Origin of the sequence: Micromonospora acroterricola, assembly GCF_003172955.1 — a bacterium.
GTDB lineage: Bacteria > Actinomycetota > Actinomycetes > Mycobacteriales > Micromonosporaceae > Micromonospora > Micromonospora acroterricola.
Genome location: NZ_QGKR01000098.1, coordinates 24,790 through 37,827 on the forward strand (window position 1 = coordinate 24,790; position 13,038 = coordinate 37,827).

Annotated in this window: 11 protein-coding genes and 1 pseudogene; 5 read left to right on the forward strand and 7 right to left on the reverse strand. The window is 65.3% G+C overall.

The genetic code is table 11. The features are described 5' to 3' along the window. Positions 1 to 255 precede the first annotated feature (255 nt). Both DKT68_RS02875 and DKT68_RS02880 read left to right on the forward strand, forming a co-directional pair. A pseudogene (locus DKT68_RS02875) lies at positions 256 to 990 on the forward strand (class I SAM-dependent methyltransferase); the annotation flags it as partial. Positions 991 to 1,185: 195 nt separating this feature from the next. Further along, positions 1,186 to 2,850: a hypothetical protein gene (locus tag DKT68_RS02880; RefSeq protein ID WP_146218269.1), complete on the forward strand. Its 1,665-nt coding sequence runs from the start codon at positions 1,186 to 1,188 to the stop codon at positions 2,848 to 2,850. Between the two features lie 16 nt (positions 2,851 to 2,866). Here DKT68_RS02880 and DKT68_RS02885 read toward each other — a convergent pair whose 3' ends face one another. The 3 genes from DKT68_RS02885 to DKT68_RS02895 form a co-directional block, all read right to left on the reverse strand. Next, positions 2,867 to 3,310, reverse strand: coding sequence for a DUF5990 family protein (locus DKT68_RS02885; RefSeq protein WP_109815879.1), 444 nt, complete (start codon positions 3,308 to 3,310; stop codon positions 2,867 to 2,869). A 152-nt stretch (positions 3,311 to 3,462) separates the two neighbouring features. Next, a complete protein-coding gene (locus DKT68_RS02890; protein ID WP_109815880.1) occupies positions 3,463 to 4,113 on the reverse strand; it encodes a TMEM175 family protein in 651 nt (216 codons plus the stop codon). Between the two features lie 57 nt (positions 4,114 to 4,170). Beyond that, positions 4,171 to 4,566, reverse strand: coding sequence for a VOC family protein (locus DKT68_RS02895; RefSeq protein ID WP_109815881.1), 396 nt, complete (start codon positions 4,564 to 4,566; stop codon positions 4,171 to 4,173). A 451-nt stretch (positions 4,567 to 5,017) separates the two neighbouring features. Between DKT68_RS02895 and DKT68_RS02905 the strand changes: the two genes are divergently transcribed. Beyond that, positions 5,018 to 5,719, forward strand: a complete 702-nt coding sequence (locus tag DKT68_RS02905) for a DUF4396 domain-containing protein (RefSeq protein ID WP_109815883.1) — start codon at positions 5,018 to 5,020, stop codon at positions 5,717 to 5,719. 20 nt (positions 5,720 to 5,739) lie between these two features. Here the strand turns inward: DKT68_RS02905 and DKT68_RS02910 are convergent, their stop codons facing one another. From DKT68_RS02910 to DKT68_RS02915, 3 genes are all read right to left on the reverse strand, one after another. Then, positions 5,740 to 6,834, reverse strand: coding sequence for a helix-turn-helix domain-containing protein (locus DKT68_RS02910; RefSeq protein ID WP_456238181.1), 1,095 nt, complete (start codon positions 6,832 to 6,834; stop codon positions 5,740 to 5,742). 46 nt (positions 6,835 to 6,880) lie between these two features. Further along, entirely contained in the window at positions 6,881 to 7,051 is a 171-nt protein-coding gene (locus DKT68_RS31335; RefSeq protein ID WP_201748872.1) for a hypothetical protein, read from the reverse strand. A gap of 129 nt (positions 7,052 to 7,180) precedes the next feature. After that, a complete protein-coding gene (locus DKT68_RS02915) occupies positions 7,181 to 8,371 on the reverse strand; it encodes a helix-turn-helix domain-containing protein (RefSeq protein WP_109815885.1) in 1,191 nt (396 codons plus the stop codon). A 906-nt stretch (positions 8,372 to 9,277) separates the two neighbouring features. On the opposite strand from DKT68_RS02915, the gene DKT68_RS30835 reads away from it, so the two are divergent. Both DKT68_RS30835 and DKT68_RS02920 read left to right on the forward strand, forming a co-directional pair. Further along, positions 9,278 to 10,135, forward strand: coding sequence for a hypothetical protein (locus tag DKT68_RS30835; RefSeq protein ID WP_146218270.1), 858 nt, complete (start codon positions 9,278 to 9,280; stop codon positions 10,133 to 10,135). A gap of 3 nt (positions 10,136 to 10,138) precedes the next feature. After that, complete coding sequence (locus DKT68_RS02920; RefSeq protein ID WP_109815886.1) at positions 10,139 to 11,830, forward strand: carbamoyltransferase C-terminal domain-containing protein; 1,692 nt, start codon at positions 10,139 to 10,141, stop codon at positions 11,828 to 11,830. A gap of 8 nt (positions 11,831 to 11,838) precedes the next feature. On the opposite strand, the gene DKT68_RS02925 is transcribed toward DKT68_RS02920, so the two are convergent. Further along, positions 11,839 to 12,636 (reverse strand): NUDIX domain-containing protein, encoded by a 798-nt coding sequence (locus tag DKT68_RS02925; RefSeq protein ID WP_161556612.1) that lies wholly within the window; start codon positions 12,634 to 12,636, stop codon positions 11,839 to 11,841. Between the last annotated feature and the right edge of the window lie 402 nt (positions 12,637 to 13,038).

Genomic DNA, 13,038 nt, shown 5'->3' on the forward strand with positions numbered 1-13,038 from the left:
CGCGACTGAATCGTCTACGACATCAGCTCCAGAGGCGCTGCGCGCCAGTCGCCTCACCCACCCACCAGCAATCGGGGAACAGCACCATCGGGCCAAGCGGGACCCTTGCCCGGCAGCGTGCCGATAAGTACGGTGTCGATGTATCGGAGCGATACATCGCGGCGATACCGAGCCAGCATTCAGGGCAGCGAGGCCAGGCCACCCGCGCGGCGTGGGAGGGTGACCAGCCGGGGAGGCAGCGACATGTCCAGCGGGCAGTTGTACGACACCATCGGAGCCACCTACACCGAGACGCGGCGCACCGAGCCGCGGATCGCCGCAAGGATCTGGGCGGCGCTCGGCGATGCGCGGACGGTGCTGAATGTCGGGGCCGGCACCGGCTCCTACGAGCCGACCGACCGCGACGTCACCGCGGTGGAACCGTCGGCGCTCATGCGGGCGCAGCGCCCCGCGGGCGCAGCGCCGTGCGTGGCTGCCGCCGCGGAGAGCCTCCCGTTCGAGGACCAGTCCTTCGACGCCGCGATGGCTGTCTCCACGCTTCACCACTGGCCGGACCCGATCGCCGGGCTGCGCGAGATGCGGCGCGTGGCCCGCCGCGTGGTGGTGTTCACGTACGACGCCACTGACGCCGGATGGGAGCGCCGGTTCTGGCTCACCCGCGACTACCTGCCGGAGTTCGCGGACCTTCTCGCCGGCCGACCTTCGCTGACCGAGCTGGCCGGCGCGATCGGAGCCCGCGTCGAGCCGGTGCACATTCCGTGGGACTGCGCCGACGGCCTCTTCGAGGCCTACTGGCGCCGGCCCGAGGCATACCTGGACGATCCGGTGCGCCGCGGAATGTCGGTGTGGGCCAGAGTCGGCGCGGAGGCCGAGCAGCGGGCAGTGCGCAGCCTCCACGCAGACCTCGTCTCAGGCCGGTGGGTCGAGCGCAACCGCGACCTTCTCGCTCGCGATACGGCGGAACTCGGCCTTCGCCTGCTCATCACCTGAACCCGTCTCTGGAATCTTCAATTCGGCCCGCAGCCTTGTAGCATGCGGCGGACGACGGCCGGCAGCCGGAGCGCGGCTCTGGTACGACTCGGCGGGCGGCACCGCCGGGTCGGGCGGCCGCGGCGCCGGTCGGGCCTGGGCCAGATGTGAGAGAGGAACCTGCTCGGCGTGTTCCAGGAACCGAACCGGACTCGGATGACCAGTAGAAATCCAATTGGCGGGGTCCCAGGTGGGGACCCGCCGGAGGCGTGGGACGCGGAGCTGGCCAAGGCGGTGCGGCACGTTGCCGTGCTGCGCACCGGGTTCTACGTTGTCGTGCTGCTGATCGCGCTGGGCGGCCAGGTGTCCGGGGCGATGGAACGGCTCGGCATGCCGTGGTACGTCGCCCTTCCAGCCGTTGGGGCGTTGGAGCTGGGCGGCGTCGTGGTGCTGGCGAACGCCGACGTACGCCGTCGACTGGGCGAAACGGCGATGCTGTCCCGCGTGTTGTCGGCTGTCATCGCCACCGCCGCGGTCGCCTTCAACTGGCTGGCCCACAGCGACCACCTCGAAGGGGGTTTCTACGCGGGCATGTCGCTGCTCGGTTATCTGGTGTGGCTGATGAGCAGCGAGAACCAGCGGCGGGACCGGCTGCGAGCCAGGCAGCAGCTGCCGCCCACGACGCCGGCGTACGAACCGGTCGGGCACTGGTTGCGACAGCCGTGGCTGACCCGCCGTGCTCGCTCGCTGGCGAAGGCCGATCCCGGCCTCGGGCTGTACGGTTCGCTCGACGCGGCCCGCGCGCAGATTCGCGCCGAGCGCCGGCAGGCGGCGCTCAGCAAGGTGTTGCGCCGCAAGATCAGCCGAGCACTGGACGCCACCACCGCGGACATCGCCCTGACGGTGTACGACCTCGACGAGATCGCCCGGCGGCTGGCCGAGCACGCGGACTACGACGGGCTCACCGCGCTGATCGCTGCCGACCTGGCACCTGCGCGAGTGCTGGCCGGGAACCTGCCGGCTGGCGGCCGCCGTCGGCGGTGGCGTCGCACCGGCAAAGCTGACCCCGGCGCGATAGCCTCGGCCGCGCGGCTGCTCGCCGACGCCCCGGAGCGGCTCCTCGCCCACGCCCCCGAGCCACTCACGAACGCGGCCCCTGTAGCCCCTGCGGCGGACGGGGTCTCCGGCGGCTCGACGCAGCCATCGTCGGCCGGGGACGCCGTTCAGCCGGCGGGAGACGGTGACGAGCGACCGAGATCGGAGCGGTCCCGGTCAGTGACGCCGGACCGTACCGACCGGCAGCTGGGGCGGTCAGAAGGCGCGGGCCAGGTCGCCTCGACCACGGATCAGCCCGACCCGCCCCCCGCCTCCGACTGGGCGGCGCTGCACGCGGAACTCGCCCCGCTCCTGCCGGCAGCCCCGCCGCGCCGAACGCCGCGCACCACAGCAGGCCGGTCGGCCAGCAGTCGAGCGGGAGCACCGTCGACCACGGACGCGCCAGACCCCGTCGCGGAGCCGGCCGACACCGCGCCGCCGGCAACGACCCGCCGCGCGGCACCGATACCGCGAACGGCGACGGGACGGGCAGGTGTCGCCCGAGTCGCCGCCCCGGCGAGCGAGCCGGGGCCGATCATGGCAGTCACGCGAGAGCTGCCCCTGGTGGTCGGGCGGGATCTGCCGGACCTGGTGAACACCGCGGCAAGCCGGACCACAGCACCCGTCGCGGTCCCCGACGCGGTGGAGAGTGTTACCGAGCAACGATCAGCGCCGCGACCGCGGCAGCGCCGGCGGGACGACACGGACCCGCGACCGAGCTCGGAGACCGTCCGGCGTCGGTCGAACACCCAGTCGGCCTCGACCGAAAAGTCCTCAACGGCCTGAACCCATTGGGCGGCGATCACTCCACCGTCCACGCGATCCGGGGAGGGTGGACCCGAGCGCACACCGGTCCACCCGTGGCATCGGTCAGCCCGAGTCGGCCGACCAGGATCCCGCCGTCCTCGTGCGCGGTGCGGAGCAGCTCGGTCGGGATGTCGGTGAACATCAACTTCGCCCGTCTGAACATCGCGAAGCCGTCATCGGTCACCGCGCCCCAGCTCAGGTACAGGAACCGTGCTCCGGGGCGCCCGTGCACCCACGGCCCGCCGACGTCCAGCATCCCGTCGACCTCCCGGCTGGGCACCTCGAAGGACCATGTCGCCTCCGCCGCGTCGGCCGGCACCTGATCGACCACCTCGGCCTTGCGCTGGACCCCGACGTGCACGTTGCCGCGCCGCAGCGCGTCGGCCTCCGCACCGGCGCGCCGCCCCGGGAGGTCGCTGCCGTCGATCCGGATCCGCACACCACCGACTCTAGTTGCACGACAGCGAACGTCGGCCCGGGTCGGCGTCCCCGTCAGCGCGGGAGGCCGACGAGCGCGGCCAGTCGCGCCAGCCGGTTGCTCGCGGGCACTTTCGGCGGACACGGTACGGAATTCGTGCCATCGGCTTCGGTTCAGCCGGGTCGGTCGGTGGCCTTGTTGTCCTCGCCGTACTCACCGCGGATGGGCAGGTAGTAGGCGGGTAGGAAGCCGGCGATGATGGCGACGCCCGCGATCGGCACGAACGCGCCGACGAGGATGCCGGAGCCGATCCACACCAGCGCGAGCGCGAATCGGCGGCCGATCGCCCGGACGCCGAAGGGGCCGAGGCTGGGGTCCAGCAGTTTGGCGCGGCGGAGATGGGCCCAAATGATGTTGAACAGGGCTGCCGCCGTCCACAGTGTGGCGCCGTAGACGACGACCGCCGTCCGCAGGCCCTGCTCCGCGCGCAATGCGCCGGCGAGGAGCGACGTGGAGAACGGCAGGAACGCGATGACCATCAGGAGCAACGTGTTGAGGAACAGGACCTCACGGTCGACGTGCCGGACGCGGTCGAACATGACGTGATGATTGACCCACACCTGCCCGATGAGCAGGAAGCTCAGCGTGTACGCCAGGTACGACGACCACAACCCCCCGAGGCCCCGCAGGAGATGCCCGAAGTCCTGCGGCGGTTGGATCTCCAGCACGAGAAGCGTCACGGCGATGGCGAAGACAGCGTCGCTGAAGGCCGCCAGCCGGCCCGGCTGACGCGCGAGCCGCGGGGCGTCGCTCTTCGAACGCATGCCCCAAGTATGCTATTTGTCCGCTTCCGCCGTGCTCGACCTCGGCCCGCGGGCGGCCTAGTTCTGCGGTGCCAGGGTGCGCAGGACGCAGAACTCGTTGCCCTCCGGATCGGCCATGACCACCCAGCTCCGGTCCGAGCCCTGGCCCACATCCGCCCTGGTGGCGCCGAGGCCGAGCAGTCTGGTCACCTCGTCCGCGGTGCTGCGGTCGATCGGGCTGACGTCGAGGTGAAGCCGGTTCTTCACGGTCCTGCCCTCGGGCACCTGGATGAACACCAGGGTGGGCGCCATCTGGCGAGCCCGAACGTCCTCCACGGTCGGCACCCAGGAGCCGATCTCGACCTTGCCCTCGCCCCGGTCGATCACCGTGAAGTCCAGGACCTCGCACCAGAACGCCGCGAGCCTCTCCGGATCGTGGCAGTCAACGGCCAACTCGGTGAACCTACTTGTCACGACTCTCCCCGATAGTGCAAGCAGGGCTCAGATCATGCCGCCCGTTCGGCAGCGCGAGGCTTCACGCGTCAGCCAGTATCACCTACACCGGCCCGCTCGATGCCAGCCGGGCCACTGCCGAGATGTTCAGCAGCGGCGCCACTCGCGACCCGAGCCGAGCCGCCGCTCGCCCACCTCAAGCCGGCGGAGGTCGAGGCCACGCAGCGGACCCTGATTCGCTTGCTCGATCATCTGGTCGAGCACCGAGCGACAACCGGCGTCGACCAGCCCGGTTGAGTTCCCGCACCCACCGACCGGGCAGGGCGCCGCCCAGGCGTGCGCCTTTTCACCGATGCCGACGAGTACGCCGTGAAACACTCCGAGGTGCCCTCGGTCGTTTCACACCGGTCAGCGGTCCCCCACGTCCGACTGCGGGCGGCGCGTCGGCGCCCAGCGTGCGGAAGGGGCAGGAATGCAACCAACCTGGCTCCTGGCGCTGTCGTGGACGTCGCTCGCGGTTGGATTCGTCAGCCTTGCGACTGTCGTTGCCGACACCTATCTTCGCGGGCACCGCCAGCCGGTCAAGATCATGGAGCTCGTCTGGCTGGTGACCGTCCTCTACATCGGCCCGGCAGCCGTCCTGCTCTACTGGAACTGGGGTAGGCCCGAGGCATTTTCGCGACCGCAGCACGAAGATCCGCTCCGAAGGCCCCGGCGGGGCATTCTCGTCACCAACGTGTCTCGCTGCGGCGCCCATTGCGCTCTCGGCTTCGTCGTCGCCGAGGTCGCCTTGTACGTCATCAGATCCGAGCCTGGTCACAAGACGCTGTGGGTCGATTACGCCGGCGACTATCTGGCGGCGGTGGCGATAGCTGTTCTCTTCCGATACTTCGGAGCGACGGGTCGCGGCGTCACGAAGATCTGGCCCGCACTGTCAACCGTCGTCAAGGCCGAACTGCTGACCATCACCGCCTTCGAGTTCGCGCTGTTCGCTTGGCTGACGCTGGCGCATCACTTCGTCTTTCCGGAGCCACTCATGCGAGCCGACAGCCCAACATTCTGGTTCTCGGGCCAGATAGGACTGGTAGCCGGCTTCATCGCGGCGTGGCCCACCGCCTCCTGGCAGCTCCGCCGAGGGGTCAGAATCGAACCGAGCCGACTTCCCTACCGGTAGGTGGGGGCACGATTTCCGGGTCACCGGGTGAGGCCGACCAGCGTCGCCAGTCGCGCCACGCCGGCCGGCGCCGGGTGACCCCGGGCAACCTCGGCGATCACGCTACGCGCCAGAGGCCGGCACCGAACCTCAGCCGGCGCGACGCTGTCCGCGTCCACGAGGGCGCGTGCGGCGCCGCGCAGGTCGCCAATCTGGAGGTACGCCCGCGCGGCATCCACCAGGTACGCGCCCCGATACTCGGCCGGCAGCCGCCGCCACGCCTCCCGCCGGATCACCGTCACGTGCCGCTGCACCGCCTCGGCGGCCTCACCCCGCAACGCAGCAATCAGCACCCGCGCCAGGTCAACGGCGATCGGCCCGAAGCTGGTCCGGTGCGAGTCGTCGTACCCCCGGAGCTGAGCGGCGATCCCGGCGGCCCGGTCGGTCAGCTCCTCCGCGCGGCGGGTGTCGCCGCAGCCGGCGGCGGCCAGAGCGGCCTGGAGCAGCAGCGTCCCGCACACGGCCCACTCCCCCGCCGGCCGCTGCGGCGCGGGCGTGACACGGTTCGCGGCGGCGGCCGTCGCGGCGAGGGCCAGCCGGTCCCGGCCCGACGCGCGCAACGCCTGCCCGACCGACACGGCCGCCGTCGCCGCCAAGACCCGATCGTCGCCCGCCACGGCCATCGCGCGGTCCGCAGCCAGCCACCCGAGGTCGGCCTCGCCGAGCTTCACCAGCAGCGACGAGGTGATCCGGTACGCCTGCACCAGCAGCTCCGCTGACTGCGCACCCTGGGCGTCGTCGATCAGGCCCGGCAGCACCCGCACCAACTGCGCGTAGTGCGCGTGCTGGTAGGTCAACCAGGCGTACCCGACCTGCCTTCTCAGCTCCTCCGTTGTCTGGTTCGGGGCTTGCGGGGTGTCGTAGCGGGCGAGAGCGGCCCGAATGTCGTCCACCCCGTCCGGCGTACCGGCTGGGGTGCTCCGCGGCCGGCCGAGCAGCACCTCCGGGTCGACCCGCAGCACGTGGGCCAGCTCCTGGATCACCGAGTACCGGTCCAGGGTTCGGACACCCCGCTCGACCTTGTCCACCCAGCTCTTCGACCTGCGGAGCCGGTCGGCGAGCATCTGCTGGGTCATTTGCCGCCGCACTCGCCACCGAGCCACGCGTCGGCCGATCGGCAGGTCATCGCTGGTCACGCCGCCACCGCCGGTCCGGGACCGCGCGGGTCGTGTCCTCCACCGGTACGCGCTCCGACTCGGCTTGGGCCAGGAGGCGTTGCTTGGCGGCCTCCCGCTCGGCCGCCTCCGACTGCTCACCGTTGTTCTCCGGAGCACTGTCGTCCTGACCGCTCATCCCCGCCTCCTCCGGTCGAGGCCCGGCGGCGATGCTCAGAACCAATCACCGCCGCACCGGGCCTACGGGACGCGATTGCGGCCCAAACCGGACACTAGGCCGAATCAGTGATGGCGAAATTACTGCTAGTTATGCGGCCAGGTTGATGCCGATGCGGCCGGCGAGCAACCGCAGCTCGTCGGGGATGGCGCGGCGCTGGGCGCGCCGCGCCAGCGTCACCACGGCGTCGCGTGCGAGGGGGTTGATGGCAAAGGGAATTGGTGCGGCTCGCTCGGCCTGCACGAATGCGGCAAGGGCTTCGGCATCCCGACGACCGCCGTCCGCCAGCGCTCGCCCAATATCGAGCCAGTAAGACAGTTGGCGATTCGATGCCTTGAGCACCTGCGGCCGTATCGTCCGGGACAGCTCGATCACCTTGCCGGACTCGCCCCGTTCTGCCGCGATCGACATCTTCCAGAGCCCAACGTTGGTCGGTCCGAAGCAGCAGCCGTTGAAGCCACCACCGTCGGCCGGATCACCCAAACTCGCCGCCTCCCGCGCGGCCTCCGCGAGGTGGTCACGGGCAATATCCGGACGAGTGTCGACGGTCGAGGCCAGCGCAGCCATGAGGTGAAGTTGACCAAGCATTTGCCGCACCCGGACGTCGGCGGCACCTCCCTGAAGCTCCACGAGCGACCGGTCCGCGGCTCTGGCGGCCAAGCGTGCGGACTCGATCGGCAGGCTCTGTGCGTACACGAACCGAGCTGCACCGATCCATGCTTGGTCTTCAACGTTTTCAGCAGCCAATACGGATACCCGAGCGGCATTGAGGGCGAGGTGGCGATAGCCGAGGTGCCGAAGGCAAGTGGAGGCTAGGTAAGCGACCTGAGCGAGCGCGACGCCGCCCACGGCGGCGGCTTCGAGCAGCAGGCCCGGGAGGATGCGGGCCATGGCCGGGTAGTTGCACAAATTGCGGAGCTGATCGGCGCGGGCGATCTCGGCCGCCAGGCGATCCGCTGTGTAGGTCGATGGGCGGCGCTCGCCGTCCTCAATCTCGATCAAGGCCGACCAGATCGCCGGCACGCACTCGGCGGCACCTTCGCGGGCCGGGTCCCCGGACTGGATGCCCTGACCGAGCAGGTCCGCCACCGTGACCTGAAGGGCAGCGGCGAGAGCAACCAGAGTGGAGCGACGATCGATGGTTTTCCGGCCCGACTCGACCTGTGACACGTACGACTGGGTGACGCCAGCGAGCCCAGCGAGGACGGCCTGAGTCATCCCACCACGGCGCATCCGCCAATACCGGATCCTGGCACCGATGGTGTCCGGCCCCTTCACCACGCCTTCCCCAATCCCAGGTAGACGACTGGGACAGCGGCCACCGGCATCTGTCCCAGAGGCCCCACTTGGACGCTACACCGCTGCGGCACCAGCGCGATGACCGAGGCGTTGTAGCTGCGCTGCAAGAGACCGCCAGCCGCCGCCTCAGCGTTGGCCGTCCCCACCGGCGTTACCTGGATGGACCTAGCACCAGGCCTGCCGATGCGATTGATCATCTCGCGGATGCAAGCTGTCCCGCCAGTCACCCCGACTACGGACTGGTGGGCTACCGGCCGTGGCACCGATCAACCAATTCAGTGCGATGGACCGGGTAATTCGTCAATCTGTGAGATGCAAGTTTGTGTGCAGAAACGACGCAAAATCGGCCCATCACCTCTCGTGGAACTTGGTAATTGATCACCGATCCCGCGTAGCCCACCGCTCGGGAGGCTGCGGTAGTTCAGCTGCGCTGCTCAGGACCGTCAGCGCGAGAGGATCTCGGACGTGCCAAGAACTCGACGTATCCGTTATGCTGGGCGAGCAAACCACGGGACGTCAAGCACACGTCATAACAGTGGCCTAAACCGGACAAAGTTACTATTACTATCTCCGTCTTCGATGTGCACCGGGTTAGTAGAGGGCTCGATGAGCAATCCAGCACCCTTCCTTGTCATCATAAACTTCATTCCGCCATATGACGTTGAGATAGCAGCCCTCCTGGGTGCCCCGGCAGGTACCAGAACGCGGTTCCGGTACCAAACCAAATACGCACCCACAATCGGGCGGGTGTCATCTCTCGATGACAGACCGGGAACGATACTTCTGCGCGACAGGGCTACGGGCTGGTTCATGCCGCTGAGAAGCGGCCGCGTTATCTCTGCGAGATTGATTGGGGATGTACTTCACCTATCGGTAGAGCTTGGAAGTATGGCAGCTGTCTCCGATGATCCGAGCGCCACCGCAAGTCAGCTCACTCACTTCAATCATCTCGTCAGTCAGGCCGTTGGTGCGTACTCCAATGCTGGGGGTCAGGATCTAAAGAATCTAATTTTGCACGAATCAGGCGATATTCAGAATCTACTAAAGGCCTGGCACGACGCGTCCAGCAATGACGACGTTGTGCACTGGGGGAACGTTGTAAAGCAGATCGATATTCACTATCCCGGTCTGGATCTCGACTTTTTCCGCGTGCTTGGATTGAGGCCTGCACACGGGACCTATATGCCGATCAATTCAACCGATGGCGACATACCAGCGTACCGAATACGCAACGGCCAAGAGTATTTGCTGGAGGTTTTGCAGCGGACCTACACGGGTCGAGCCGGAGATAGTTCCGTGAAGTCGTCTCGCTATATGGAGCTAACTGCGCTGGACGAGGATATTCATGTAAGACAGCCGCGTCGGCCGGTGCTCGGGAAATACGATCTGTTGTCATTTTCGCTCTACGTCCCCAAACAAAGAAGCCCTGGCGCAAAAAATTTGACCCTTGCCATGGTGCGGCCAGCCGTAGACCAACGGTATGGCATTGAACTGACGCTGGACCTCGTCCGCGGAAGCCGAGATGTCCTTCTAGGCGCCCTTTCCATTACTATTTTCGCCGCAAGCCTTTTTGCATACGCAGATCCACCGACAGTCGTGTCGGCGCTCAAAGCCTTGCCTTGGCCACGCATAGGAGACCCGCCTTCCAACGATACGGTCGAGAAGTTCGCCGTTGTCATTATGTTGTTGTCCGCCAACGCGACAAGCTTTACTAAGTGGATCGGCAACCGAGGACAATTGGGGTGAGCGGTGGATGCATGGCTGGGATATTCGCCACCGGTAGCCAACACCGGATTGGCGTTAAAAGACAACGGCGCTTGCCTCGTTGGCGAGGACAGTATCCTCCTCGCAGTCTCGCAAGAACGGTTATCCCGTATCAAACACGATAGTTCCTTGGATAAAGCATTGGCCCTAGCGTTATCAACAGCAACGACGAAGGGAGTTCACTTACGGAAGGCGGCATATTCGACATGCAGCGACAGTGCCTGGACACCGAAAAAAGGGACACCGGACCTGGAGTTTCCAAGTATCGCGGTTCCGTCCCACCATTACAGTCACGCGTTGTCGGCTTACCTCGTGTCGCCATTTCTAAAGAGTCTGGTCTTGGTTGCTGATGCTGGAGGAAACGTCCTTCGCGATTCTGATTCCCCGGCATGGTGGTCGGCACCAAGGGAGCAGACCACCCTCTGGTATGGCATCGACGGCGGGGTCACCCTGCTGGAGCGCTTCCATTCCCGACCGTATGATATTGGTTATGGCGAATGGTATCGGGCGTTCACTTACTATCTAGGTTGGCCTAGCCATACCCTCTCAGGCAACACGATGGCTTTGGCCGCATATGGACAAGATAACGATTTGCATGAATATGGGATATGGGATGACGACCCGTCAGGCACTTTGGGAGGGACGCTAAAGAACCTACCGCCCGACCCAATCTCAATGGTCAAAGAGCTGCTTCGAAGCCATGGGATTCCTGCCCCGCAACCTCGAACGCCAGCGACGCAGCTCAGCGAAGAACATACTCGCCTGGCTGGGTACATTCAGAGGTCTTTACAGGACAGTCTCCTGCGCCTCATTGAGGACGCAATAAGAACCTACGATCTCGATAAGGTATGCCTGAGCGGTGGGGTCGCCCAGAATTGCGTAGCTGCGGCCAGGGTCGCACAAATGCTGGGCCCAGGGAACCTTTTCGTATCAGGCTACTCAGCCGATGTCGGGCAATGCGTCGGGAATGCCCTACATGCTCGACGCCTAGACTTGGGCGCCGATGCGCCCCGCTTTAGAGAGATCCTCTTCCTAGGCCCAGAATACTCCCCCCACGCGATCGACCACGAATGCAAGTCGCTAGGTATCGCGACTCCGGCACAACCTCGTGAACTTCTCGCACGGGAAGCTGCTGAGACGCTTGCGAGGGGTCAAGTAGTCGCAGTCTACGAGGGCAGGAGCGAGTTTGGTGCCAGGGCTTTGGGCCACCGGAGCGTTTTGTGCGATCCTTGTTTACCAGGCGTGGTTGCGAAGGTAAAAGCTGGTGTGAAGAGGCGAGACGATTTTATGCCGCTTGCGCCAGTGATAGATGAGGCTCTCGCCACGGAACTTGAGGCCTGCTCCCTAAGTAAGACGATGACTCTTGCACCAACACTTCCTTCGGTTTATAGGAATGAGTTCGGGGAGGCAATGCACGTGGACGGAACGGCACGCATACAAGTGGCCGACCCTCAGGAACTTATGGGACAGATTATCAAGGAGTTTGCTAAGATAACTGGGCGACGAGTGCTGATCAATACCTCATTCAACAGACGAGGTCAGCCAATAGTTGAGACGCCAAGGGAGGCAGTCATGGCCGCTATCGAACTCGAAATTGATGCTCTGTTACTTGAAGACCGGATGTTGTATAAAGAAGCGCTGGCGACACTTACGCTCCCCCAAGACCGTAATTCATAGAAGTCGGGCTAATCGAACAACTTTGGGTACTGAGGATCTTCGAACGGCACTCCTAGGCGCCCCATCCAGCTTCGCAACGGATGGTTTGACTCCACGCTCGTCAATGAGTAACCGTGGCTCTTCCTTGTAGCGATCTTCTCTTTAGCCTCATTGAGCGCGTCACTCATGGAACTATAGGTCGATGACTTGGTACGAGAGGATCCCGACTGCACCCTTCCGTATCGGATATCCAGCCGATAGGGCTTCTCAGGCTTCTCTGGCACGAAGGTCAGCGAAAGCTCATAAGCCCGTCTGCGATTGACCTGGTAGTCGATGGACTCTAACTCGACTCTATATATGGACGCGCCCGGTGGTATTGGCTGTCCAAAGTGATTCGCCGCCCAAAGTACAAACTCGCGACTGCCGGGTATTACGTCACCATAAGGTATGTCTGCAAAAGGTAGCCACCTGTACTCCTCTGTTCCGCTTTTTGAAGGCTGCGGAGGCTCGCTTGCAGTACCGTGATCTCCTACGATGGAGCACAGTCCGCAACGAACGTCTACTGTCAGCGGCGGGTTCGCCAAAGCAAGGTCAGCAGTATAGGTTATCGGGAGTTCTTCAAGGAATCGCACTCGATAACCGGTTTCTTCCTGGATTTCGCGCACGACCGCATCGCTCCGCTGCTCTCCGCTTTCGATCTTCCCGCCCGGGAGTTCCCACTTGAGGTGGTACTCCGGAACCTCGGGGGCAATCCTTCGGACGAACAGAACCTGGTTGTGATGCACAACGACACCAGTGGCTACATCCAGACGCTGGCTCTTAACCATGTCAATCCCAGATGGTCGCATTGGTTGGTGCTGGTCGAAATTTTTCGGCGCACCGCATTTGCTGATTGTAGTCCAGTGGCATCGCTAGGTCGAGCCGACACACTCTATGCATAATCGTCTGATCTGTAAAGAAGACGGGGAAATATCTTCCTGGATCGGCGTGGCATTGCCTCGATGCAGCTCGGGCTTCGGTCAGCCACCGCCACCCGAGGCCGCGTAACGCCGCAGCCAATGGTCATGAGCGTGCGGGGAAGAGCCTGTCCAAGCAGGCGCCGTCCCAGCCGGCCTCCAAAGCATCAGTCACGCTAACGTCAGAGCGCCACGATCGCCGCTGTCTCCGCAGGCAGCTGGATCCGGTCCCGCATCACCGTGACCCCCTCGCCCGTAGCCAGCAGCACCCGC

Excerpts from the sequence above, each read along its gene's own strand:
- DKT68_RS02880 (WP_146218269.1), top strand. The coding sequence starts at position 1,186 with ATGACCAGTAGAAATCCAATTGGCGGGGTCCCAGGTGGGGACCCGCCG.
- DKT68_RS02890 (WP_109815880.1), bottom strand. The coding sequence starts at position 4,113 with ATGCGTTCGAAGAGCGACGCCCCGCGGCTCGCGCGTCAGCCGGGCCGG.
- DKT68_RS02905 (WP_109815883.1), top strand. The coding sequence starts at position 5,018 with ATGCAACCAACCTGGCTCCTGGCGCTGTCGTGGACGTCGCTCGCGGTT.
- DKT68_RS02910 (WP_456238181.1), bottom strand. The coding sequence starts at position 6,834 with ATGACCCAGCAGATGCTCGCCGACCGGCTCCGCAGGTCGAAGAGCTGG.
- DKT68_RS31335 (WP_201748872.1), bottom strand. The coding sequence starts at position 7,051 with ATGAGCGGTCAGGACGACAGTGCTCCGGAGAACAACGGTGAGCAGTCG.
- DKT68_RS30835 (WP_146218270.1), top strand. The coding sequence starts at position 9,278 with ATGGCAGCTGTCTCCGATGATCCGAGCGCCACCGCAAGTCAGCTCACT.
- DKT68_RS02925 (WP_161556612.1), bottom strand. The coding sequence starts at position 12,636 with ATGGTTAAGAGCCAGCGTCTGGATGTAGCCACTGGTGTCGTTGTGCAT.